25 protein-coding genes and 1 tRNA gene are annotated in these 22,263 nt (G+C 48.2%); 11 read left to right on the top strand and 15 right to left on the bottom strand.

Annotation, left to right across the window (positions count from 1 at the left end; genetic code table 11):
- Positions 1–5: 5 nt before the first annotated feature.
- The gene (locus ABRZ26_RS05170; RefSeq protein WP_319603191.1) at positions 6–1,733 is read right to left on the bottom strand and encodes an AAA family ATPase; all 1,728 of its coding nucleotides are present in this window, start codon (positions 1,731–1,733) and stop codon (positions 6–8) included.
- A 221-nt stretch (positions 1,734–1,954) separates the two neighbouring features.
- On the opposite strand from ABRZ26_RS05170, the gene matP reads away from it, so the two are divergent.
- Entirely contained in the window at positions 1,955–2,416 is a 462-nt protein-coding gene (matP, locus tag ABRZ26_RS05165) for a macrodomain Ter protein MatP (RefSeq protein ID WP_319603190.1), read from the top strand.
- Between the two features lie 86 nt (positions 2,417–2,502).
- On the opposite strand, the gene ompA is transcribed toward matP, so the two are convergent.
- Positions 2,503–3,576, bottom strand: a complete 1,074-nt coding sequence (gene ompA, locus ABRZ26_RS05160; protein WP_319603189.1) for a porin OmpA — start codon at positions 3,574–3,576, stop codon at positions 2,503–2,505.
- Positions 3,577–3,940: 364 nt separating this feature from the next.
- Positions 3,941–4,447: an SOS-induced cell division inhibitor SulA gene (gene sulA, locus ABRZ26_RS05155; protein WP_319603188.1), complete on the bottom strand. Its 507-nt coding sequence runs from the start codon at positions 4,445–4,447 to the stop codon at positions 3,941–3,943.
- Between the two features lie 222 nt (positions 4,448–4,669).
- Here sulA and ABRZ26_RS05150 point away from each other — a divergent pair, with 222 nt between their 5' ends.
- Positions 4,670–5,296, top strand: a complete 627-nt coding sequence (locus tag ABRZ26_RS05150) for a TfoX/Sxy family DNA transformation protein (RefSeq protein WP_319603187.1) — start codon at positions 4,670–4,672, stop codon at positions 5,294–5,296.
- 36 nt (positions 5,297–5,332) lie between these two features.
- On the opposite strand, the gene yccS is transcribed toward ABRZ26_RS05150, so the two are convergent.
- Both yccS and ABRZ26_RS05140 read right to left on the bottom strand, forming a co-directional pair.
- Positions 5,333–7,462, bottom strand: coding sequence for a YccS family putative transporter (yccS, locus tag ABRZ26_RS05145; protein WP_319603186.1), 2,130 nt, complete (start codon positions 7,460–7,462; stop codon positions 5,333–5,335).
- 20 nt (positions 7,463–7,482) lie between these two features.
- Positions 7,483–7,929 carry a YccF domain-containing protein gene (locus ABRZ26_RS05140; protein WP_319603185.1) on the bottom strand — a complete coding sequence of 149 codons (447 nt, stop codon included), beginning with the start codon at positions 7,927–7,929 and terminating at the stop codon, positions 7,483–7,485.
- A gap of 168 nt (positions 7,930–8,097) precedes the next feature.
- Between ABRZ26_RS05140 and helD the strand changes: the two genes are divergently transcribed.
- The gene (helD, locus tag ABRZ26_RS05135; protein ID WP_319603184.1) at positions 8,098–10,152 is read left to right on the top strand and encodes a DNA helicase IV; all 2,055 of its coding nucleotides are present in this window, start codon (positions 8,098–8,100) and stop codon (positions 10,150–10,152) included.
- A gap of 92 nt (positions 10,153–10,244) precedes the next feature.
- Here the strand turns inward: helD and ABRZ26_RS05130 are convergent, their stop codons facing one another.
- Together ABRZ26_RS05130 and ABRZ26_RS05125 are read right to left on the bottom strand one after the other, a co-directional pair.
- Positions 10,245–10,703: a methylglyoxal synthase gene (locus tag ABRZ26_RS05130; protein WP_319603183.1), complete on the bottom strand. Its 459-nt coding sequence runs from the start codon at positions 10,701–10,703 to the stop codon at positions 10,245–10,247.
- Positions 10,704–10,853: 150 nt separating this feature from the next.
- Positions 10,854–11,525, bottom strand: a complete 672-nt coding sequence (locus ABRZ26_RS05125; RefSeq protein WP_319603182.1) for a DUF2057 family protein — start codon at positions 11,523–11,525, stop codon at positions 10,854–10,856.
- Positions 11,526–11,759: 234 nt separating this feature from the next.
- Between ABRZ26_RS05125 and ABRZ26_RS05120 the strand changes: the two genes are divergently transcribed.
- Positions 11,760–12,173, top strand: coding sequence for a CoA-binding protein (locus ABRZ26_RS05120; protein ID WP_319603381.1), 414 nt, complete (start codon positions 11,760–11,762; stop codon positions 12,171–12,173).
- A gap of 70 nt (positions 12,174–12,243) precedes the next feature.
- On the opposite strand, the gene hspQ is transcribed toward ABRZ26_RS05120, so the two are convergent.
- A complete protein-coding gene (gene hspQ / locus ABRZ26_RS05115) occupies positions 12,244–12,552 on the bottom strand; it encodes a heat shock protein HspQ (protein ID WP_319603181.1) in 309 nt (102 codons plus the stop codon).
- Between the two features lie 200 nt (positions 12,553–12,752).
- Between hspQ and yccX the strand changes: the two genes are divergently transcribed.
- A complete protein-coding gene (yccX, locus tag ABRZ26_RS05110) occupies positions 12,753–13,031 on the top strand; it encodes an acylphosphatase (protein ID WP_319603180.1) in 279 nt (92 codons plus the stop codon).
- A 2-nt stretch (positions 13,032–13,033) separates the two neighbouring features.
- On the opposite strand, the gene tusE is transcribed toward yccX, so the two are convergent.
- Positions 13,034–13,363: a sulfurtransferase TusE gene (gene tusE / locus ABRZ26_RS05105; protein WP_319603179.1), complete on the bottom strand. Its 330-nt coding sequence runs from the start codon at positions 13,361–13,363 to the stop codon at positions 13,034–13,036.
- Positions 13,364–13,473: 110 nt separating this feature from the next.
- Complete coding sequence (yccA, locus tag ABRZ26_RS05100) at positions 13,474–14,133, bottom strand: FtsH protease modulator YccA (protein ID WP_319603178.1); 660 nt, start codon at positions 14,131–14,133, stop codon at positions 13,474–13,476.
- A 223-nt stretch (positions 14,134–14,356) separates the two neighbouring features.
- Between yccA and ABRZ26_RS05095 the strand changes: the two genes are divergently transcribed.
- Together ABRZ26_RS05095 and ABRZ26_RS05090 are read left to right on the top strand one after the other, a co-directional pair.
- A tRNA-Ser gene (locus ABRZ26_RS05095) sits at positions 14,357–14,444 on the top strand.
- A gap of 415 nt (positions 14,445–14,859) precedes the next feature.
- Complete coding sequence (locus ABRZ26_RS05090) at positions 14,860–15,465, top strand: hypothetical protein (RefSeq protein WP_319603177.1); 606 nt, start codon at positions 14,860–14,862, stop codon at positions 15,463–15,465.
- 168 nt (positions 15,466–15,633) lie between these two features.
- Here ABRZ26_RS05090 and ABRZ26_RS05085 read toward each other — a convergent pair whose 3' ends face one another.
- Positions 15,634–15,918 carry a CsbD family protein gene (locus ABRZ26_RS05085; protein WP_319603176.1) on the bottom strand — a complete coding sequence of 95 codons (285 nt, stop codon included), beginning with the start codon at positions 15,916–15,918 and terminating at the stop codon, positions 15,634–15,636.
- A 168-nt stretch (positions 15,919–16,086) separates the two neighbouring features.
- Complete coding sequence (locus ABRZ26_RS05080) at positions 16,087–16,707, bottom strand: LysE family translocator (RefSeq protein WP_319603175.1); 621 nt, start codon at positions 16,705–16,707, stop codon at positions 16,087–16,089.
- 270 nt (positions 16,708–16,977) lie between these two features.
- Between ABRZ26_RS05080 and ABRZ26_RS05075 the strand changes: the two genes are divergently transcribed.
- Positions 16,978–17,406, top strand: coding sequence for a universal stress protein (locus ABRZ26_RS05075; protein ID WP_319603174.1), 429 nt, complete (start codon positions 16,978–16,980; stop codon positions 17,404–17,406).
- Between the two features lie 45 nt (positions 17,407–17,451).
- On the opposite strand, the gene ABRZ26_RS05070 is transcribed toward ABRZ26_RS05075, so the two are convergent.
- The 3 genes from ABRZ26_RS05070 to ABRZ26_RS05060 form a co-directional block, all read right to left on the bottom strand.
- Positions 17,452–17,718, bottom strand: a complete 267-nt coding sequence (locus ABRZ26_RS05070; RefSeq protein WP_319603173.1) for a DksA/TraR family C4-type zinc finger protein — start codon at positions 17,716–17,718, stop codon at positions 17,452–17,454.
- Positions 17,719–17,857: 139 nt separating this feature from the next.
- Complete coding sequence (locus ABRZ26_RS05065) at positions 17,858–18,370, bottom strand: 2-thiouracil desulfurase family protein (RefSeq protein ID WP_319603172.1); 513 nt, start codon at positions 18,368–18,370, stop codon at positions 17,858–17,860.
- A 79-nt stretch (positions 18,371–18,449) separates the two neighbouring features.
- The gene (locus ABRZ26_RS05060) at positions 18,450–18,635 is read right to left on the bottom strand and encodes a GhoT/OrtT family toxin (RefSeq protein ID WP_319603171.1); all 186 of its coding nucleotides are present in this window, start codon (positions 18,633–18,635) and stop codon (positions 18,450–18,452) included.
- A gap of 568 nt (positions 18,636–19,203) precedes the next feature.
- Here ABRZ26_RS05060 and ABRZ26_RS05055 point away from each other — a divergent pair.
- The 3 genes from ABRZ26_RS05055 (at position 19,204) to ABRZ26_RS05045 (ending at position 22,202) form a co-directional block, all read left to right on the top strand.
- A complete protein-coding gene (locus ABRZ26_RS05055; RefSeq protein ID WP_319603170.1) occupies positions 19,204–19,482 on the top strand; it encodes a hypothetical protein in 279 nt (92 codons plus the stop codon).
- Positions 19,483–19,646: 164 nt separating this feature from the next.
- Positions 19,647–19,913 carry a hypothetical protein gene (locus ABRZ26_RS05050; protein ID WP_319603169.1) on the top strand — a complete coding sequence of 89 codons (267 nt, stop codon included), beginning with the start codon at positions 19,647–19,649 and terminating at the stop codon, positions 19,911–19,913.
- Between the two features lie 624 nt (positions 19,914–20,537).
- Positions 20,538–22,202 (top strand): methyl-accepting chemotaxis protein, encoded by a 1,665-nt coding sequence (locus ABRZ26_RS05045; RefSeq protein ID WP_319603168.1) that lies wholly within the window; start codon positions 20,538–20,540, stop codon positions 22,200–22,202.
- The last annotated feature ends 61 nt before the right edge of the window (positions 22,203–22,263 follow it).

Here is a 22,263-nt window from a genome sequence, read left to right as displayed (position 1 = left end):
TTTACTTAACGGAAAAACCACGGAAAGCGGCGGCGTTCCTGCGGGATTAATTGTCCGATTCTTTCACGAATCGCAGCCAGCAAATTAGGCTGATGCGCATCGTTGTAAGCCAGGTTTGTCAGCAATGATATTGCTTCCGGGGCGGTTTCCACCGGGAAAAGATGAAATTGTCCTTCGCGAACGGCAGCAATGACCTCTTCATGCAGGCACAGATGGCGGAGGTTCGCCGCCGGCAGAACCACGCCCTGTTGGCCGGTCAGTCCCCGACGTTGGCATACTTCAAAGAAGCCTTCAATCTTCTCATTTACCCCGCCGATGGGTTGAACGTGGCCGAATTGATCGACAGAACCCGTTACGGCAATCTGCTGATTAATGGGTTGTAAGGCGAGGGCGCTGATCAAGGCGCTTAGCTCAGCCAATGACGCACTGTCCCCGTCCACTTCACCGTAAGATTGTTCAAACACGATTGAAGCGGAGAAGGGGAGCTGTTGGTCAAGCTCCAACTCTGAAATCAGGAATGCCTGCATGATCATCATGCCTTTGGCATGCAGATTCCCGCCAAGTTCCGCTTTGCGTTCAACATCGGTAAATTCGCCATCACCGGGATGAACGACACAACTGATGCGCGTAGGTTCCCCAAATGTAATCGGGTAGCCGGGATACTCCAGCACGGAAAGGCCGTTAACCTGTCCAATGACATAGCCATCCGTTTCAATCAGTATTTGACCCAGTTCGATTTCATCCTGCATACGTTCGCGCAGATAGCCTTCCCGCCAACGACGGGCGGCGGATGCGTCAATCAATGTCTGAGCCGTGACTTCCTGGCTTTGCGCATAGAGCGCGGCATATTTAAGCTGCTGGGTCAGCCACAGCGGACACAGCGGCAGGCAGCCTTGATCGCCGCTATAACGTACCGCCTGTTTGAAGAGTTCAGGCCAGGCATCGGCAGCCAGGCGCGGCAGATGATTTTCCTGACATAGCGCATTGATATAGGCGCACCACCGTGACATATCTTCAGTTTCAATCAGCTGTAGCTGCGCTTCAAATTCGCCGTACACGGATCGTTCGCTCAAGTCCGGCTCTATATCATGAATGTCCCCTAAACTTTCCCGATCCCCGAGGATGATTAAGCGGATATCCAGCGGCATTGGCGGAATATCGATCGGTAAGGGTTTGCGTTCATTGGGAGACAGCCAGCGATATACCCCTTCCGTAATGGTTTGCTTTAAACGCAGCCACATGAGTGGTTGAGCCAATAATGTTCTGGCAGTGAGAATCAGTGTTCCGCCATTTACCTTATGAATTAACCCAGGCGTGAGAGTTACTTCACCCTGAAAATGACGGACACTGCCAAACAGTTGCTCCGGTTCAATCCATTCTTGATAACGACAAGTGTCCTGGGATGCAAAATTGTCAGTGGACTGCGTTGCAGGTTGAACCCGAACAACAGCGCCCTCAACCGTATATTTGCTGCCGAACAGTGCGTTTGCTTGAGGTTTTATGGCATTTACGGCACGCTCAATCAGTGCCATGTATTCGCTATCCTCCAATGCCTTCAATAACATAAAACGTGAAGGTGAACGAGGATGGCAAAAAAGAGTCAGGCTATCGGCCAAACGCGGCTGAATAACAGAAAACTCAGCAGGAGAAAGCTGTGCAGCCTGGGCGAAGAGGGTTTGATATGGCGTATGGTTGGGCAGTAAGTGCTGCCACGCAAGTCGGTTACTGGTCAAAGTATCAAATGTAGTCGTCTAAAGGAAAAGCGTGATTATACAAGAATAATGCGGGCTGCACATGCGGCGTGTCCATATGATGTAAATGCGCCGTGCTCAATTCGCTTGTTTTGTGCAAAAAATAGCCTTAAAAATAGTCTTAAAAACAAGCTGAGAACAGTGAAAGTCAGAGAAAAGCTGTTATCCTAAGATCAACGTTACGCGGTCACTGAAGAATTAGTATGAAATATCAACAATTAGAAAATCTTGAGTGCGGATGGAAATGGAAGTATCTGGTGAAAAAACACCGTGAAGGCGAAGCCATTACTCGCTTCCTTGAGCTGAGTGCGGCAGAAGAGGCGGTGAATTCGCTACTGCAAATGGAAAACCAGCCGGTGAAGGTTTTGGAATGGATCGACCAATGCATGAATCCTGCGTTGGAAAATCGCATGAAGCAAACGATCCGTGCGCGGCGCAAACGTCATTTTAATGCAGAGCATCAGCATACCCGGAAAAAATCTATCGACCTTGAGTTTCTGGTCTGGCAGCGTCTGGCCGGGTTAGCGCAGCGACGTGGAAGTACGTTATCGGACACCATTGTGCAACTGATTGAAGATGCGGAGCATAAAGAAAAATATGCCAGTCAGATGTCATTGCTCAAGCAGGATCTTAAAGCGATTTTGAATAAAGGCAGCGGTAATTAAGGCGTTACGAAGTCGGTAAGTAGATGGATAGGAATGAATGAATAAAAAAACCTCGCCGAAGCGAGGTTTTTCTTTGTGGATAAAACTTAAGCCTGAGGCTGAGTTACCACGTCTTTGATGCCTTTAACTTCGATCTCTACGCGACGATCCGGTGCCAGGCAGTTGATCAGCGCAGCACGAGGTTTCACGTTGTCACAGGTAGAACCGGTAACAGGGTTGGATTCGCCTTGGCCGCGAGCAGAAATCTTGTCTGCCGGGATGCCTTTGGAAACCAGGTAATCAACAACGGTCTGAGCACGTTTTTCAGACAGCGCCTGGTTGTACTGCTCGGAACCCAAACGGTCGGTGAAGCCCAGAACAACAACGGAACCATCTTTCGGATCCAGAGAGCTCAACTGAGAATACAGCTGATCCAGCGATTGCTGACCTTCTGATTTCAGCGTGGCCTTGTTGAAGTTGAACAGTACGTCGGACTTCAGAGTGAAACGTTTGGTTTCAACAACTGGAGCCGGAGCCGGAGCCGGAGCGGCCGGCGCAACGTAGTCATCCTGACCGAAACGGTAAGACAAACCAACGCTCATCAGCAGGTTATCAGGACGTGCGCCAACGGTAGCGGCGTCGCCAATGTTGCTAACCCACTGGTAGTCTACGCGGGTAGCCCAGTTTTTGTTGATGGCGTATTCAACGCCCAGAGCCGCCAGCGGGGAGACGCCGGTGTCATCGTTGTCCAGGTTACGAGTGCCGCCGGCATTGCTATCCGCACGCCAGATCAGACCGCCTAAACGTGTATAAACGTCCAGGTCCGGCAGTACCGGGTAGCTGAGTTTGGCAGCAACCTGAACGCCCTGAGCCTTGAAGCTGGCGCTATCGTTTCTGTCTGCTGAAGAGCCAGCGTATTTAATACGGCCCAACCAGTCATAACCCAGTTCAAAACCCAGATAAGGGTTGGCCTGGTAACCCAGGAAAGCACCTGCGCCTAACTTGCTTTTGATTGGGTTGTTGTTGATATTTTCATAACCGTTCCCGTAGAAACCGGTGTCATGAAATTGAGATACACCCAGCTTACCACCGACGTACCAGGTGTCATCTTTAGGTGCGGCTTGGGCTACGGTAGCGAAGCCAGCCAGTGCCACTGCAATTGCGATAGCTGTTTTTTTCATTTTACGCCTCATTATCATCCAAATCGGCAATTAACGCGGAAGGTTAATAGACCTTTGGTTAAAATCCTTTAACGGGAGACTTTGCTCTTATTTATTACTCACTGCCAAGTGTATTGGCGTTATAAAAGAGCAACTCCAGCGAGTCAAAGTCTACAACGTGATTGGAAAGTTACAAGTATGATGTGATTCGTATTCTAGATAAATTAACGATTCATACACACTTACTAACAAATAGTAGATGCTTTTGACAGATATCGCCGGTTTTCTACTGTCGGGAAACACACCAGAAAGCCTTGATAAGGCTTATGCCGCCGGGAAATATTCTGGTTATCCCGTTAATCGGGTGAGATAATTCTGAATTTACTCAATGATACAATGTTGAGTGAATTTTTAGGCTGGGAAACAGTCTATGCGCGCCGATATTCGTATTTTCTGGTCTCATAATAAAACCATAGGTATTTCCTGATTGGGCCGCCCGACGCAATCTTACCTTCTCTTCCTCAGTCAAATCGTCCGATAACCAGCATAGCACCGCGCTATAGTTTCCGGATAGAAGTGCTTTCTCCATGGCGTCTACCGTGAATAGGGGATTGATGTGATTTAACTGAACGCTTTTATCTAACGGCAGACCGGATTGCTGCAACCAGGGACGGCTGAGTTTCTGCTGGGGGGATAACCAAAGCAGCCAGCGTGACTGCGCACCCAGTTGTTGTAAAAGCGGCAGCAGCAAATGCGCAACTATGGGTTGGTCCGCGCTATAAGCAATTTCACTGATAACGCCGCCGCAACCTGTTGCAGGCGTCGTCGATAATGGGCTACCCGAAAAGGCTGTCTGCTGAGCAGTGTAAAAACGGTGTGGTTGAGTGCGCATAATGAGTTCTCCCCATAGTTTTGCTGTATGCATATACAGTATATCTGGCGCGGGTGAAAATCAACCTGATTTTTTCAAAGCGCTTCGCATATTCGGTATGCAACGCTCAACAAGCTCATTTTGTGTTTGAAGAGGTCTTTGCCCTGTGATTAATTACTTGTTCTTGTTACGGGTGTTCCAATCTGACAGGGACAGTTTATTTCAATACTAAGGGTCACAGTAATGAAACATTTATGCGAAAAAAGGATTTTGCAGTCTAAGCATTGTTTTGCCTCTTTAGGGGACATAACGTCACGTTCCCAATTTGGCGGTTACAGTATCGCCGCAAATAAAATTGTTTTTGCCCTGGTTTCCGGAGGCGAACTCTACCTGCGCGCCAGCAAGAAAGATGAACGACACTTCCACGATCGTAATATGCCCCATCTTATTTATACCAAGCGAGGGATGCCGGTTCCGTTAAATTATTATCTTGTCGATGAGTCGCTATGGGAAAACCACGGGCAATTATTGCACTTCGCCGCAATGTCTCTGTCGGGCGCGCAGCAGGATAAGGCGGCCAAGAGCAAAGCAGGGCGCCTGAAGGATTTACCTAACCTCAATCATGATCTGGAGCGCTTATTATGGAAGGTCGGCATAAAGAATGTTGACGAATTACAGCAATATGGCGCCAAAAAAAGCTATCTGAAACTAAGGGCTATTAGCGCGAATCTGAGCGTGAATATATTACTGGCGCTTGCCGGCGCGATATGCGGCATGCATCAGGCGGCCTTGCCCAATGGCATGCGTAATGAGTTGCTGGAATGGTATGAAAGCAATGCCGTGTCTTCGTTTAAAAGACACAAGCATTGATGCGGACTGGTTGACTGGCTGAATAGTTTCAATAAATTAATCAATACTGTTTTTTAATTGCGTCAGTTCGGGCAATAGTTCGATGAGTAGGCCAATCTGTTGAAGAACCAATAGTTCTTTGCTATCCGGTTCCGCCGATAGGGATTGAATGCGGCTGGTTATCGCGTTCAATTCCTGATTTATTTTCAGATCGTCTTTCTCATGAGGATGCAGCGCATCTTCAACGTAGCGAACCGCGTCATCCAGCAATTGCAGGATTTGCGAAGATGAAATTTTTTCGCGATGAGCGCCTAATGTGGAGATGTAACTGAGCAAAGTATGATTGAGACACATCAGGCGAAAGGCATTGTCCATTTTATTCCGGGTAGCATGCGGCTCCGAGGACATATTAGAAACCACTGACGCCAATTCCGCATCGCAGTTATGGGCATCGCGTCGGGCAATACGGTATGTCAGGCTATTGTCTTTCCCCTGATGGTATTGCGCCATAATCGCATTCAGGTAGCGGCAATTCGCACTCAAGGTTTTATCAATAACCGCCGGCAGTTCCCGAAAACGCCAGTCCGGCCAGATAAAACTGACCGCCGCCCAGGCGATGGCGCAGCCGATTAAGGTATCGACTACCCGCGGCATGGCGACTTCAAAGCCCTCACCCAGTAGGTTGAAGCACAATAGCACCAGCAACGTAATGAACATGGTGGCGTGCGCGTACTGCACATGCCGAAAAGCAAAAAACAGCACGCCGCTAATCACGATGAGCGTCAGTTGCCCTTCGATCGACGGCACAAAATACAAAATGGGCAATCCCAGCAAAATCCCCGTCAATGTGCCGATGATGCGCAAAGCCAGGCGACGCCGCGTGGCGTTATAGTTAGGCTGGCAGACGAATAAACTGGTTAGCAGTATCCAATATCCATGCTGCATGCCTGTCAGTTGGATAATGGCATAACCGCTGCAAAGCAATACCGACATCCGGACGGCATGGCGAAACAGGGCGGATTGAGGCGTCAGATGGCGGCTCAATCGCAGACGGATATCGCTCCAGCCGGTGATTTTGTCATCGGCCAGGGTATTTTCCGGATTGTTCTCCTGTTCGATGGTTTGCTCCGATTCAATGGTCGAGAGCTGTGCGTCAATCGCCCGCAGATTGTTCAGCAGGTATTGCAGCGGTTTGATTTGCGAGGCTGCGGCGCTATTGCTTTCAGCAATGCGCGTAATTGCCCGTTCAAGATGGACGAATGCACGATCGATATGGCTATCGTGCTGATATTTTTGATGAAATAAAATTGACTGCGCAAGCTGTTGACAAGCGCGGGCCTGCATGGAGAGCAAGCGCTGAAAACGAAACAGCACATCGCTATAGCGGAGTTTTTCACGCAACTGAGCGTAATTCATATGAGAGGAACTGGCTCGTTCATGGATATCCTGCGCGACAAAGTAGTAATGCAGCGTCCGGCGCGTGCCTCTCTGACCGCGATCGCCCCGCAAGCGCGTCAGTAATGAAGATTTAGCTTGATTCAGCGTGGCCACCAGTTGACTGTTGACCATCGTCACTTCAATCAGCGGTTTGTCTGACTCTTCTTCAAGATCGGGATCGAAGAGATTGGCTTTGGCATCAAGGTAGCGAGCCAACTGCTGATAACACTGCGCCAGATTGTCTTGCAACGGACGAATAGGGAAGAGCAGGTGTCCGAGCAGCGTGAGCAGGTTGTACCATAATGCGCCAATCAGCAGCAGGACGGGCTGCTGGTACCAGGTGTCGTATAGCGAAACCCCCAGCATGGTGTAAACCGCGATTAACAATGCGCCGAAGGCGATGGTGGCATAACGCTGACCCAGCGCGCCGAGCAAGATAAATCCCCAGGTAGATAACGCCAGCCCGATGCCGAATAGCCAGGGATAGGGAAATAGCAGCTCGATTGAAACGGAGGCAATCAGAAAACAGATCAACGTAATGAACAGATTACGCAAACGTCCGGTCAGCCGATCGTCAAGGTCGGTCAACGCCGCGGCAACCACGCCGAGCGTAAGCGGTATGGTTGACGTCGACTGACCCAGCCACAAGGGGACGGCTGCCGCGCCGGCAAGAGCAATAAAGATGCGGGTGTTGTACAGCCAACTGCTGTTATAAAGATACCGACGGATCCCTGGGATGAATGCGGACAACGCGATTTCCTCTGACTCAGTTAACGATAGTGGCGGCGGGCGTTTTCTTCTCTGGCTGCCTGAGCCATCTCAACCGATACGACGCGGCGGCCGACCGGCCACAGTGCGATGGCGGCGATTTTAAAGTTGGCGATGCCGACGGGAATACCAATGATGGTGATACATTGCGCAATACCGGTGAGAATATGTGACAGGCATAACCACCAGCCGAAGAAAACGAACCAGAATATATTCAGTACGGCGCCGCCGGCATTTAAAATGGCATTCTTTCCATCCGGACGCAGTTCATCAACGTGAATCGCTTCGTTGCCATAAGGCAGGAACGATAACTTGGTGATTTCCCAACATGATCGGGTCAGCGGCAGCGTGAATATCAGCAAGGCGCTCACCACCGTGGCGAGCAGCCAGGATAATGTGGTGAAAAAACCACCTAACACGAAATTAAGGATATTCAATACGGTGCGCATAATTTCTCCAGTGTTCTCAGGATGACCAAACTCTATGATGATAAACGAATTATTACATTAACTATCAAGATATCCTAACCTGTTTTTAAGGCTAGGGCCTGTAGGCGGATAACAGGTAAACTACGATGACGGCGATCCAAATCTCACAATATTCATGGCGCAAATATAATGGAGCTTAAATCAACATCTTTAGGTAAGCATTTGGCGCAGCATCCGTATAACCGGGTGAGGCTGCTCAACGCGGGCGTCGAAGTGAGTGGCGATAATCACGAATATATTATCCCGTTCAACCAGCTTTTAAATATTCATTGCAAAAGAGGGCTGGTGTGGGGAGAACTGGAGTTTGAACTCCCGGCTGACAAAGTTGTGCGTTTACATGGCACCGAGTGGCAGGAAACGCAGGCGTTTTACCGTTATTTGCTCAAGTCCTGGCAATCATGGAGCGAGGAAATGAGCCTGGTGAGCGCGGAAGTGCTGCAAAAACAGGCTGACGAAATTCATGCTCTGGAACAGCAGGACGGCTGGTTTGACCGCAAGGCGCTGCTGCAATTACAGGAAAATATCGGCAATACGTTGGCATCGCTGCCGCTGCCTGTGACGCGACTGGACGAATTCGCTATTTGCCGGGATAACTATCAGCTTTGCCGAGAGTGGCTCGATCGCGGCGGCAAACGGCGGGTGGAATGCAACCAGAGCTGGATGGCGCGCACGTTGACGGCGGAACAGAGCTTTTTCCAGTCGGTGGAATCGACGGCGTTGAATGTCGCGCAATGTAAAGCAGTGATGAATGGTGAGGATGCGGTATTGGTGCTGGCCGGGGCCGGCAGCGGTAAAACCTCCGTGCTGGTGGCTCGCGCCGCCTGGTTAATGCACCGCGGGGAGGCTGTCCCGGAACAGATTCTGCTGTTGGCGTTTGGCCGAAAAGCCGCAGAAGAAATGAATGAACGCATTCAGGCTCGATTACACACGAAAGACATTCAGGCGAAAACGTTCCATGCGCTGGCATTGCATATTATTGAACAGGCAAGCCGTAAAGCGCCCATGATAAGCCAGTTGGAAAGCGATGGTAAGAAACGACGCGACTTGCTGATCCGAAATTGGCAACAACAGTGCTCAGAGAAAAAAACGCAGGCCAAAGGCTGGCGTCAATGGTTGACTGACGAACTGGCGTGGTCTCTGCCGGAAGGCGATTTCTGGCACGACAAGGTACTCGCCGAACGTCTGGCGGGGCGACTGGAGCGTTGGGTTGGTCTGATGCGCATGCACGGCGGCAGCCAGAGTGAAATGATTGAGCAGGCGCCAGAGGCGATCAGACCGCTATTCCAGCAGAAAGTCCGTTTGATGGCGCCGTTGTTGAAAGCCTGGAAAAAAGCCCTGAAAGATGAGGGCGCGGTGGATTTTTCCGGTCTGATCCACCAGGCGGTCAATATATTGGATAAAGGGCGTTTTATCAGTCCGTGGAAGCATATTTTAGTCGATGAGTTTCAGGATATTTCGCCCCAGCGTGCGGCGCTGTTGTCCGCATTACGCAGGCAAAACAGCAGAACATGTCTGTTTGCGGTCGGCGATGACTGGCAGGCCATCTATCGCTTCAGTGGAGCGGAACTGTCGCTGACAACGGCGTTTGAGCATAGCTTCGGGGTAAGCGAACAATGCGAGTTGGATACAACCTATCGCTTTAATCAACGCATCGGCGAGATTGCCAATCAATTTATCCAGCAGAATCCGTATCAACTGAAAAAACCGCTTAATAGCCTGAACAAAGGGGATAAGAAAGCAGTAACGATCCTCCCTCAGGAGCAATTAGAGCCTTTGCTGGATAAACTCAGCGGTTTCGTTAAGCCCGATGAGCGGATTCTGGTGCTGTCCCGCTATCATCATTTACGTCCTCAGGTATTACAGAAGGCGGGAACCAGATGGCCGAAATTACATATCGACTTTATGACGGTTCATGCCAGCAAAGGTCAGCAGGCCGAATATGTGATTATCGTCGGTCTGCATGACGGCAAAGATGGTTTCCCCGCGCCGCCGCGCGAATCCATTCTTGAACAGGTGCTTTTACCTGAACCTGAAGATTTCCCCGATGCGGAAGAGCGGCGGTTACTGTATGTCGCATTGACCAGAGCCAGGCACCGCGTGTGGCTATTGCAGGACAGTAAAAATCCGTCCGTCTTTATCGAACAATTGCGCAAGCTGGGCGTGCCGGCGCAACGCAAACCTTGATGGATAAAGGGGAATAAATCGTTTTCAATGCGGTCGAAGGTCGCCGTAAAAAAGCCGACGGCGGCGCGTCGGCTTGTTATTAAAGAGGTGAATTACTTCAGGCGATCTTGAAGATATCGCTGATAATCCGGGATGGCGATTTCGACCGGCTGTCGAAACAGTTCCGAGTTAATCAGAAAATCCGCCGTTGAGCGGTTTGTTGCGACCGGTATATTCCACACCGTGGCCAACCGCAGCAGCGCCTTGACATCGGGGTCATGCGGCACGGCGTTAAGCGGATCCCAAAAGAAAATCATCAAATCTATTTTCCCCTCTGAGATTAACGCACCAACCTGTTGGTCGCCGCCCATTGGCCCGCTCAGCATGCTTTTGACAGGCAGACCGGTGTTCAACTGAATCAGATTACCTGTCGTCCCCGTGGCATAAAGTTGATGTTCAGCAAGCGCCGCTTTATTGGTTCCGACCCAATCCAGTAGGGATTGTTTGCAGTGATCGTGCGCGACCAGGGCGATATGCTTATGCGCGGCGATGGTGCGGGTGGTGTACTCCATGGTTCGTCCTTCATCGGTATGGTAGGGCTATCGGTGTGAGGAAAACAGATTACGGAAACCCTGTTTCACTGCAAAGAGGTAAAAAGAAAAAATGCGGGTATCCCGCCAAAAATCGGTTGTAACTGTGCGTAAAATAGCCGCTCTGGCGGGTTAATGGGTATCTTTTTCGTGTACCCAGCGCAGGAAGCGTTGTTGAGTTTCTTTATCCGCCTTCTGGAACCAATACTGCATGATTGAAAATAACGTGCTGGAGGCGGTTGGCGCGTCAAGCTTGTCTGTTACCGGCCCATCTTCCAACAGATCGTCGTTGGTTGACGTCATGATGGCAGCAAATTGCGCCACCGAGGCACGATGTTTTGCCGAGTTATATTCAGACATCTTCTCTTCTATTTTCTGAGTCAACTCATCATCGGTGACGTTCAGTATATCGACCCGAGTAGGGATGATTTGTTGTCTTTCATCTATCAGCTGGTAATGAGCCTGTTGATCAAAGTTTTTGCGTTCCTGGCTTGTTTCCAGCGAGGGTAATTTAAACGAGACAGACGCCAGATTCTGGGCATTGAACGCCGCAATTAAAGCGGGAGAGGTATACGTCGTCCGGACGTTGTTTATGGTGCGAATGTCTTTTACCACTTTAAAAAGAAGTTGATGTTGCCCGTTGTCTAGCTCGAGGCTATCAGCGCCTTTCAAAATCGTACTGGATACCTTTTGCCCATCCACCACGATAAGATCAATGTTCTGATCCAACTTCAGCGTGATTGCGATGGCTGGCGCGCTTATAACCGAAATGAAAAGGCACGCAGTGATAAGGCCTGCTTTCATTCATATCCCCAAGAGTTCAATTAATCCGAATATTGTTAAGCAATTGTCGGAATGTGTCAAAGATTTCAATTTGCAACATCATGTTATTATTTATGATGTTATTCTGCGGCTATTTCCCGTGTTATGCGCATGCAACCGTCAGGAAAGATTTTTTAGATTATCCGGCAATGCCGCCCTTCATCGAAAAATGTACGATACTCTGTATGACATCTCATAAAAGGTACTCTGAGCATGATGAATGACAGTGATATTGAATCTGTGCTTAAAACAGTAAAAACCATTGCTCTGGTCGGCGCCAGTGATAAAGCGACGCGGCCAAGCTACGGCGTCATGGCCTATCTGCTTGACCAAGGCTATGAGGTCGTCCCCGTGAGTCCGAAATTGGCGGGACAAACGTTGCAAGGGCAGAAGGTTTACGCCAGTTTGGATAAAATCCCACAGCATGTTGATATGGTTGATGTATTCCGCCAACCGGAAGCCGCCTATGAGATTGCTCAAGAGGCGATCGATATCGGCGCTAATGTATTGTGGCTACAGCTTGGCGTTATTAATGAGCAGGCTGCCAGTCTGGCGAGCGCCGCGGGACTGCGCGTTGTTATGGATCGCTGTCCTAAAATTGAAATTCCACGCCTGGGATTGGAAAAATAACATGTCGACCACATTTACCGGTTTTCGCGCCGTAACCGGTAAATGTTAATAGAGTCGCATACCATTGCTATCAATGGCGCAATTGCGGCGCACGGCGTTGGATGACTTTGGCCAATTCCTCTAACGAGGGATGTTCATCCTGGTAAGGTTCTTCTTTTATCAGTTGGGCTTCGGCCAGATAAGTATGAATAGGCTGCCCTTCATCATCTTCCATTACCACATGATACCAGGGCGCAGCCCGCAACGTATCGTTGGCGTTTAACTCTTCCCACTTGGGGACTTCTAATGAATATTCGGGGTCGATATCAATGACGACGCCCGGATACCCCAGTAGTTTATGACGAATCTGCTGCCCGATTCCAAATTTACAGATGATCATATAATCTCCTGAGAAATCTATAACACTTTCTAAATGGGGGAGCCTTGAGCTTTTTCAAGTAGAGCGAACAGTTCGTAAGCTTATTTTTTGCACAGATCTCTTCGGTTGAATACTATGATATTAGTATGATTCATTTTTCGTCGGATATCGCCAGATCGCGGGAAAGTGGTTATCTATTAATAACAATGGGAGGGAGAATCGTGTCGACCTTATCTATCGCGGCTTACGTTTATGGGAGAGTTCAGGGCGTCGGCTTTCGTTACAGCACTCAATACCGGGCCACACAGTTGGGTCTCAATGGTTATGTACGCAACAGCGACGATGGCAGCGTAGAAGTTGTTGCCTGTGGCGAACATCAGGCGATCGAACAATTAGTCCAGTGGTTGAAACAAGGCGGCCCGCGTAGCGCCGGGGTTGAAAAGGTGATTACCGAGCCACATGCTAACGTTGATTACAACGGGTTCAACATTCGCTATTAGCGCTATATACATTTGACCGGCTTGGGTAAACCGGCAATTTTTGTCGCCTGTTTGGCTGGTCCTTTGGGGAATAAGCGATACAGATAGCGACTGTTGCCTTTTTCTTCGCCGTATTTTTGCGCCATCGCTTTAACCAACATGCGAATGGCGGGGGAGGTGTTAAATTCCAGATAGAACGCGCGAACAAACCGGACGACCTCCCAGTGAGCCTCCGTCAGCGCAATATCTTCCTGTTCCGCTAATACCGGCGCCAAATCTTCGCTCCAGTCAGCGCTGTTCATGAGATAACCTTGCGCATCCGTTTCAATGATGCGGCCTTCAAACTCCAACATACTTCCTCTGACGTAATATGACATCGCGGCAGTTTAACAAAAATTTCTTTTCCCCAGAACAAAACAAAAAGCCCCGCACAAAGCAGGGCTTTATTAAACCGTGTCGGCAATCAATCGTTACGCATAATGCCCAGGATGCTCAACAGGCTGACGAACAGGTTGTATATCGAGACATAGAGGCTGACCGTGGCTCGAATGTAATTGGTTTCGCCACCGTGGATGATATTACTGGTTTCCCAGAGAATCGCACCGGCGGAGAACAGAATAAACAGTGCGCTGATCGCCAGGTGCAGCGCAGGAATTTGCAGGAACAGATTAGCGATAACGGCGACCACCAGCACAACAAAGCCCGCCATCAGCATTCCGGACAGGAAGGACATATCCTTCCGGGTAGTCAATACATAGGCGGAGCAGCAGAAGAACACCAGCGCAGTACCACCCAGAGCGAGCATGATAATGTCGCCCGAGCCGGCGGAAATCAGCGTACTTAACAATGGGCCCAGCGTATATCCCATGAATCCCGTCAGCGCAAAGGCCGCCAGAATACCGGCCGGACTATTTGCCAGCTTGTGAGTCAGGAACATCAGACCATAAAAACCAACCAGCATTAATATCAAGCCAGGCGCAGGCAGGTTAAATACCGTACTGGCAGTCGCGGTAACGGCAGAAAAGCCTAATGTCAGCGATAGCAGGAAATAGGTATTACGCAATACCCTATGGGTGCTAAGCAATGAGCTTTCGCGGGTTGATGAAGCAACAATACGATCCATATAACGACTCTCTCTTTCAGGGGGCCATATTCAACCTCAAAGAGTAAATAGTTTCTTAACGTTATTAAAGCCGTTTTACCCTTCTTTACGCTTAAAATTGATATGTTTATGAGCGTTGTGGCGATTTTGCGTTCACTTGAAGCGCAAGAGACTATTTTTCAGGCAATTAAACACAATGATGCTTTACAAGGCTCAGCTCTCTGTTTATAGTGCGCGTCATTGCGGAGGAGTGGCCGAGTGGTTGAAGGCACCGGTCTTGAAAACCGGCGACGCGAAAGCGTTCTAGAGTTCGAATCTCTACTCCTCCGCCAACCAATTCAACGGGCTAGCTTCGGCTGGCCCGTTTTTCTTTTGTGCTGATAGAATATTTTTCCTGATTAGCAAACGCTCACCGCTGGTACGCCTTTGTTGTCCTGTCATAAATCAGCGTCAGGTTTTATGACGACTAAAAGCTGCTTGTCTCTGCTGTTGCTTTCTTCTTTAAGCAGAAAATTAATTTTCTTTATATTAATGAGATTGCTGAACCGGATGCCCCATACCTGTTCACGAGGAGGGGAGAGCAAATGGCGACATACTTACGGAGTAGACTTTCCACCGGCTAAATCAAGGATCCTGAATGATTGAGGGTATAAAACGATTATCTTGAATATATTGATTTTAATATGAGCATTAATTAATATATCATTTTTTATCAATGAAGATATATTTAATTGTGAGGGGAAAATTTTGACTAATCAACCAATGAGTTTTCAACAGCTAAGTGAATACTTGAGTCGTATCCCAGAGGAGATTTCTTTTACGGGTTCTAGTAAAGCTAAGTTTAAATCGCTAACGATTGCATTACTGTCGTTATGTTTTGCTGTTGTCCTATTGTTTAAATACTTAGAAGCTTCATCAGGTAAAGGTGCGCTCATTCTTTTTAGCGTTATTACCGTGTTTTTCTTTATATTAACGTTTAAACAATGGGGCGATGGAAAAATTTCCATTGTAAAATTAACGCATACAGATGTGACAGTTAAAGATCTCAATAAAAAGATCCCTTTAGAGTGCATTGAAAACATTTCATATACATATGATAGTAATGACACGTTGAAAATATTTTTGAAAGAAAAAATTAAAGATCTCGCTTTAACAAGTAAGTTTAATTCTTTACGTGGCGCTTCAGTAAGTATTCAAAATAAAAAAGATAAGCAAGTGATAGTGATTATTGTTCCCTATAGCTTCAATGTTGATGGTAAGCGTCTTTATCCGGAAGAGATACAAAATATTTTTGAGCAATACTTGAGCATTCCTGCAATTAAAAAGGAAATGATAATTTCACCGGCTCAATAATTTCAATATACAAGCTGGAACGCTTGGAAATCGGCGACCAAAGCGTCTGATTAGACGTGCATAGACAGGCGAGCGCTGGCATGAGTTCTTATCTGCCGGCGCTGCTTTGGTCTTAGCTCTTATTTATGCAACAACGCCGACAGCGCCTGAAAGGCGGGCTGACGCGGATTACTTCCGGCGCGCAAGCAGACCGATCAAAAGACCAATCGTTCCGGCTGCCAGGAGGCTCGCAATTGGCGACGCTTTTACTTTACTCGCCACAGTATCCGTCGCATCGCAGAGCGTGTCGCATGCTTGTGCGGCGTATTTGCGGGTTGCGCCCTTTATTTTATGCTTCGGCGAATCGACAGCGTCGCCGAATGCTTCCTGAGCGGCGCCCGCAGCCTCATCGGCCTTGTTTGTGACCTTATCAACGATATTTTCGGCTTCGTTATCAAAATTTTGTGTTGGCATCTTTGCCTCCGTTTTACTCATAAGCGACACTGAAAGGATAGTCCGTAATACGGCGCGATCCACTTGGCACGCAAACTTTTACATATTCGCCAGCCCATTTACCTGTCTGGCTCAGGCAATTTGGTTGCGCTTTTTGTCAAACAGACAGCATGAAAATATGCTCTGGTATCAGCGGACGATAAGACGAAAACCGAGAAGACCCATGACGCATCCACTCATCCGATCCAGCGATGCTTTATAGCTCAGGTAAACTTGACGCGGCCTGCTGGCTGACAGCACATACGCAACAAACCCGTACCATAGAAGATCAATAAGGAATGCGATAGCGGGCAATGCGAGGTACATGAATAGCGTAATTTTATGACTCAGTATCGCCGCAAAAATACTGCCGAAGACTATCGCCGTGTTCGGGTTACTCAACTGAGTGAGTAGTCCGGTGATAAATGCTTGGCGGAAATTCATTTCCGTTGAGTCTGAGGCATCAACGGCTAGCGGCGTCCCCGCCTTGCGGAACATCTTGATTGCCAGCCAAATCAGATAAAGTCCCCCAGCCGTTTTCAATAGGCTGTAAAGCCACGGAACCCATGTGAGAATGGAATGAAAGCCCAGTAAAGCAAGGGCGGCAAAAATCAGGCATCCCACTCCCATGCCGAGCGCCGTTCCCATTGCTGCTTTACGTGACGAGGCCACTGCCGTTCTTGCCACCAAAATGAAACTTTGACCAGGGCTCATCGCGCCCAAAAGAATAGCGCCTGAGAGGGTTAATATTGTCAGCGTTGTGCTTTCCACACCAATTCACCTTGTTTATCCATGTAAAGAATGAGGTTAATGTACAGGATTTACAGGCTTATCATCAAAGTATGGCGTTCGTCGCCCTCTGCATGCCCGTCGGGGATTGCGTAGGGAAGTGGCCGTAATGGGAAGATAAACGCATGGCGCTCAGGTTGTGCCATGTCAGGCATGGATCACGTTTACCCAAGAAAAGTGAAGGCGATCATGGTACTGAACGGCAAGGGCGACTAGGCTTTTTCTAAACGGTTAACCAAGAAAGAGGCGGTCATGTATAAAACCATTTTAGTACCGGTTGATATCGAAGAAGATGAATTAACCAGGAATGCGCTTGCCCATGTGGTAACGCTGGCAAAACTGTCTGATGCGACGGTGCATCTTTTTCATGCATTGCCCGATGCTTCGGCATTTTTATCCGCGTACTCTTTTGGCATCAAAGAGTTCAAGAATGAGGCGGTCGTCAAGGCTGATGAAAAACTGGAATCCCTTATCAAGACTATCGACCTTCCGGCCTCCCGTTTATCGTTCAGCGTGAGTTTCGGGACGCCCAGAGATGAAGTGTTGCAACTGGCCGAGGAGATTGATGCCGACCTGATCGTTGTTGGTTCGCGTCGGCCTGATGTAAAAACCTACCTGCTGGGATCGAACGCCGCCGCGATTGTACGCCATGCCAAAACATCGGTATTGGTCGTGCGCTAGGCGGATTAGCCGGCTTATTCCGGTCGTGCGTGATAAGCCGGTGATTTATCTTAGCTGACTGTCTTTACTGCCGCGACGGTTATAGCCGCTGCTGAGCGTTCTTTTCTTATCGAGTTTTTCCTGACAGTCTATGCAATAGCGCACGCCGGGCAAAGCCTTTCGGCGGGCATCCGGAATTTCATCACCGCACTCATCGCAGTAATGCGCGCTTTCCCCGCTACTTAGCTGACTACGGGCATGTGCAATGGCATCATCTACTGTCGCATCAATTTGATCCTGAACCGCCCCGTCATTCGACCAGCCACTAGCCATAATCACCTCCACAGAATAGTGAACCTTGTTTTAGTATTGGGGAGATTTTGCACGATTCAAGAGTAATAACGGTAATCGTGTCGGTCAAAGTGAACGCCAACGTTGTCAATGAGAGCCTGGCGCGGCGGAATGGTCGGCATCAGGTACGCTGATTTTCATGACGATCGGTATATTCGACGCGAGCAATCAACTGGTCGATATTGCTGTCGGAAAATACCTCTATGCCATGCGCTTTCAGCAGTTCCGCCGTCACGCCATTTCCCGCTATCTGTTGGCCATCAAACCGGCCGCTGTATATCACGTTGCTGCCGCAAGATGGGCTTCCTTCGGTGAGTAATGCAAAGCGACATCCGTGTTGTTCCGCCATTTGCAAGGTTAGCCAGGCGCCTAAGATATAGCGTTCTGTTACATCGGCGCCGGTGGCTTCCATAACGCTGGCCCCTTGTGCGATCACGGCATTTCCATTTTGGGAAGGAATAATTTCTGCCGCGGGGCGAGGGGTGGCGAATCCAGCGGCCAGCTCAGGGCAAAAGGCCACCAGTCGGGATTGTTGTCGCCATTGATCAAGGTATGACGCAACCGATTTCTTATCAGAACCGTTATAACGTACCGGGAAACCAGACAGACAAGCACTAATCAGGATTTTACTCATGGGGCGAATATTGCGTAAAGACAGCTATCATAACCGGGTTGATGTCAGGCGCAAGCGCTCTTCGCAGAAGAGCGTGCCGTCAGAAAATAGAGAAGAGTAAAACGACAGGGAAACTTAACGGCCATGTGACGCCTATAAGCAAAGAGGTGAGAAACCGAATAGTCAGCGAGTTATCTCTGCTCAGCAGAAAAGTGACGACGAGTGAAATAACGAAACCGATAACGTAAATGAGTTTAATTGATTCCCACAAAGTCTGATGTGGCACGTTTGCTTCCTTTTATGCTTGATGCGCCTGCATTCTAAGCTGTTAATATTTTATGATCAATTTTTTAACTCATTGATTCCATGTACAGCTGCTCATACTATGGCGCAGTGACACAAAATTTCTGACGAGCAGGTCAAAGAACGCATTATTCAATAATCAATTTCTGCCTCTCCGGGAAACTCCCTCTATCTTTATCATTTCGCGCGTAACGGCAGCCAGCGCGGTAAAAGGAGCGCCCGGCGCCGGCGCTGCGGATATGCCCCATTTGGGAAAAATATGAGATATCAACGCAAAGTGTTGCAGAATAGCGATCACTTAAAGGCAGTGAATGATGCGGATTACGCGAATAGATAAGTGATTATCTTGTTGGAAAATACGGTAATTTCTCCCTGAGAATAATATCTGAAACGGGGCCGAAAAAATGATGCGCTATAATCAGATGAGGTAGCGTGAATACGTGGCGAATGACAAACCCAATGTGACAATAATATTAAATTTTTGTTTCCATCTGGACATTATCTCAGTACTGTCATAGCTTGTTGTTTTATTCCATCAGAAAGGTAATAAAATGAGTGAGATATCTAGCCTGTCGCTGAAGATCCCAGTTGATCTGAAAGAGAAAATTAAAGCTGCCGCACTGGAAAAAGGTGTTTCAATCAGCGCTGAGGTAAGCGCAAGATTATTACAAAGCTTCGGTGATGATGGAAAAGCTAACTCATCCTCAGCCGAGGCCGTGGATAATCAGGACATAAAAGAGGGAGAGGATGTCCCATTAACACCTAAAGAAATCAAGAAAATCAGAGCATTACTTAAAGATAAAACGAAAAACGCTTCAAAGAAAAAATAATTTCCCCGTCCTCTGGCATGCTATACCACACGCTTATGACGCTATGCGTGATGATATAGCATTGCTTCCTGCTGCTGGCTAACATCCAGATATGTGATACAAATCAGTAAGGTTTCTCTATTTTTTGCCGATAAATGCTATTCACATCATTCGTGGAGGCAATTATGTTAATGGGAACTCTTAAAGAAACACTGATTTTTGTACAAGATGATGGCACGGGACGCCATCGGTACGAGATCTACAAGAGTGACCATCAAGGTGGATATTTCGCTGTTATATATATCCAGAAAACCGTGTTATTAAATGATACGGCTGTTGTCACCTGGGTCATTGATAATCCGTACTGGCGTATGAAATCACATTATATTCCGAATGCCCGTATGGAATGCGAAGCTCACTGGAAAGAAACATACCGCGTTTTGGTCGCTTGATGTAAATATAAATTCGATAAAGGATAATTTATTACATCCTTTATCGCACCCCGGGTTAATAATGTCGCAATTATTTCACTTATATTTTGTGTGGTTATTTTTGTGGTTGAGTTTATTATTTGTTTTATTAGTTGTGGTTTTTAAAATAATTATTATTTTCATTTTTTTAAATTAACGATTTTACTTATCGGTGAAAATAATAAATTATGAAAAACTGATCGATTAAATAGATATATAAAACATTAAATATATCCATGAGGAGATATAAAGATTATCGCCAATACGCCGATACCACTTTGGACATTGGGATGAGTATACAAATTTGGTTGTTTTTACCGCATTGAAGCGCCCTTAATCATTATCTCGGGTGCGTTTTTTTGGACTACAACAGGCCGGCATAGCGACATTCTGTATGGTCTGGAATTGGCTCAATGTCAGTACCCATGCGTATGCAATCTGCTTTGGCGTAGGCCTCTGCGCCCTGGCACGTATCATTTTTCAAGTATAAAAAACAAGATGTAAGGATAATATTTGAGGAACGCCATATTTAACCTGGTCTTTTTCGACGGAGGTGGCGGTTATTTTCTCGGATGAAGATCGAATGGATAAACAAAGGAGATTTCAATGAACTTGTCCAACTGGCGTATAGGAACTCGATTAGGCGCAGGTTTTGCTTTCCTGGTGCTAATGCTTTTGATTGTCGGCAGCGTCGCGGTAACAAAATTGACTGATTTTAATAAAAAAATGGATGACATTGTTTCGCAGGATTACCCATTGACGGTAAAAAGCAATCAGTTAATCGATGAGCTGAACGCCTTTCTCAATAATCAGCAAGTGTTGTTTTTATTAACGACGCAGGCTGAAATCAATCATCAATTGGAGCTTGGTAAGGAAAACTCAGTAAAGATCTCTCAGCTAATGGATTATCTGCAAAAACATGTGGTGGATGAAAGGTCGATGGCGGTTCTGAGTTCAATTGGCGATATCCGCAGAGATTTCCTTGCTTCGGCAAACAAACTGTCAGGTTTTATTGTTGCCGGAGATGTGGAAAGCGCGACCAAAGAGTATTTCAACGTAACGCATGTCGCTCAGCAGAAGTATAAGGATAAAGTCACTGAGCTGATTGATTCTCAAGATGCGAAAATGTCTGAATCGGCGCAGGATGTCGCGGAAAGCTACAGAGAGACGCTAATCGTCATGGCCGGCGTTATTATCGCCAGCATCATCGCGGGGTTGGTTATTGCTTTGTCGATCACGCGTAGCGTGACGCGTCCGATACAGGATGCGCTGGTGGTGGCGGAGAACGTCGCCAAAGGGGACTTAACGTCGGAAATCAAGACTGACCGCAAAGATGAAACCGGGATGTTGCTGGCGGCATTGCAGAATATGAATACCAGCCTGAGGCAAATTGTTACCCAGGTTCGGGATGGCGCAGAAACCATTTCAAGCGCGGCATCTCAGATTGCGGCGGGTAACCAGGACCTGTCTGCCAGAACGGAAGAGCAGGCCAGCTCTCTGGAAGAAACGGCATCGTCAATGGAACAACTGACATCGACGATAAAGAACACGGCTGATAACACCCTCCAGGCGACGGAACTTGCCGCGAATACCTCGGACACCGTGGAAAAAAGCGGCAAGATGATGACCATGGTGACGCAAGAAATGCGCGGTATCAGGGATTCCTCACAGCGTATGGCTGAAATTATCGGCGTGATTGACGGCATTGCCTTCCAGACCAATATCCTGGCGCTGAATGCCGCCGTAGAGGCGGCTCGTGCGGGTGAACAAGGCCGGGGATTCGCTGTTGTCGCCAGTGAAGTTCGCGCTTTGGCGCAAAGAAGCGCTACCGCGGCCAAAGAGATTAAAGAATTGATTGATGATTCATTCAATAAGGTTCAGGACGGTATGGGGCTGGTGGAGGAAACCGGCGTTACGATGAATTCTCTGGTAACGAATGTGCAGGGCGTTAACAGCATTATCAGTGAAATCGCTCAGGCAAGCCGTGAACAGAGTGATGGCATCAACCAAATCAATCTGGCGGTCGGACAAATCGACACCACGACGCAACAAAATGCGGCATTGGTTGAAGAGTCGGCCGCCGCAGCGCTCTCTCTACAGGATCAGGCGCATAACCTTACTCAGACGGTCAGCGTATTTAAACTGGGTTCGGCGCATACCGGCTCAACCGTGAGCAAGAAAGCGAAAGACCCGGTATTGTTGCCGACAAAAAGCGCGGGAACGACGAGCGAGAAGACCTCGGGCGGACTAGCGGACTGGACCACGTTTTAAATCGTTCTGCCGTATCGCTTGACGCTGATGGCCGCCAGTGAAGCATTCAATGGCGGTTTTT

The organism is Brenneria sp. L4-2C, from assembly GCF_040240335.1.
Taxonomy (GTDB): domain Bacteria; phylum Pseudomonadota; class Gammaproteobacteria; order Enterobacterales; family Enterobacteriaceae; genus Brenneria.
The sequence above is the reverse complement of the archived record's forward strand: the minus strand, read 5'-3'. Positions and strand labels throughout refer to the sequence as shown.

Bases quoted from the DNA above. Each gene is read 5' to 3' on its own strand.
- matP (WP_319603190.1), top strand. From the start codon at position 1,955: ATGAAATATCAACAATTAGAAAATCTTGAGTGCGGATGGAAATGGAAG.
- ompA (WP_319603189.1), bottom strand. From the start codon at position 3,576: ATGAAAAAAACAGCTATCGCAATTGCAGTGGCACTGGCTGGCTTCGCT.
- sulA (WP_319603188.1), bottom strand. From the start codon at position 4,447: ATGCGCACTCAACCACACCGTTTTTACACTGCTCAGCAGACAGCCTTT.
- ABRZ26_RS05150 (WP_319603187.1), top strand. From the start codon at position 4,670: ATGAAACATTTATGCGAAAAAAGGATTTTGCAGTCTAAGCATTGTTTT.
- ABRZ26_RS05140 (WP_319603185.1), bottom strand. From the start codon at position 7,929: ATGCGCACCGTATTGAATATCCTTAATTTCGTGTTAGGTGGTTTTTTC.
- helD (WP_319603184.1), top strand. From the start codon at position 8,098: ATGGAGCTTAAATCAACATCTTTAGGTAAGCATTTGGCGCAGCATCCG.
- ABRZ26_RS05130 (WP_319603183.1), bottom strand. From the start codon at position 10,703: ATGGAGTACACCACCCGCACCATCGCCGCGCATAAGCATATCGCCCTG.
- ABRZ26_RS05125 (WP_319603182.1), bottom strand. From the start codon at position 11,525: ATGAAAGCAGGCCTTATCACTGCGTGCCTTTTCATTTCGGTTATAAGC.
- ABRZ26_RS05120 (WP_319603381.1), top strand. From the start codon at position 11,760: ATGAATGACAGTGATATTGAATCTGTGCTTAAAACAGTAAAAACCATT.
- hspQ (WP_319603181.1), bottom strand. From the start codon at position 12,552: ATGATCATCTGTAAATTTGGAATCGGGCAGCAGATTCGTCATAAACTA.
- tusE (WP_319603179.1), bottom strand. From the start codon at position 13,363: ATGTTGGAGTTTGAAGGCCGCATCATTGAAACGGATGCGCAAGGTTAT.
- yccA (WP_319603178.1), bottom strand. From the start codon at position 14,133: ATGGATCGTATTGTTGCTTCATCAACCCGCGAAAGCTCATTGCTTAGC.
- ABRZ26_RS05085 (WP_319603176.1), bottom strand. From the start codon at position 15,918: ATGCCAACACAAAATTTTGATAACGAAGCCGAAAATATCGTTGATAAG.
- ABRZ26_RS05075 (WP_319603174.1), top strand. From the start codon at position 16,978: ATGTATAAAACCATTTTAGTACCGGTTGATATCGAAGAAGATGAATTA.
- ABRZ26_RS05070 (WP_319603173.1), bottom strand. From the start codon at position 17,718: ATGGCTAGTGGCTGGTCGAATGACGGGGCGGTTCAGGATCAAATTGAT.
- ABRZ26_RS05065 (WP_319603172.1), bottom strand. From the start codon at position 18,370: ATGAGTAAAATCCTGATTAGTGCTTGTCTGTCTGGTTTCCCGGTACGT.
- ABRZ26_RS05055 (WP_319603170.1), top strand. From the start codon at position 19,204: ATGAGTGAGATATCTAGCCTGTCGCTGAAGATCCCAGTTGATCTGAAA.
- ABRZ26_RS05050 (WP_319603169.1), top strand. From the start codon at position 19,647: ATGTTAATGGGAACTCTTAAAGAAACACTGATTTTTGTACAAGATGAT.
- ABRZ26_RS05045 (WP_319603168.1), top strand. From the start codon at position 20,538: ATGAACTTGTCCAACTGGCGTATAGGAACTCGATTAGGCGCAGGTTTT.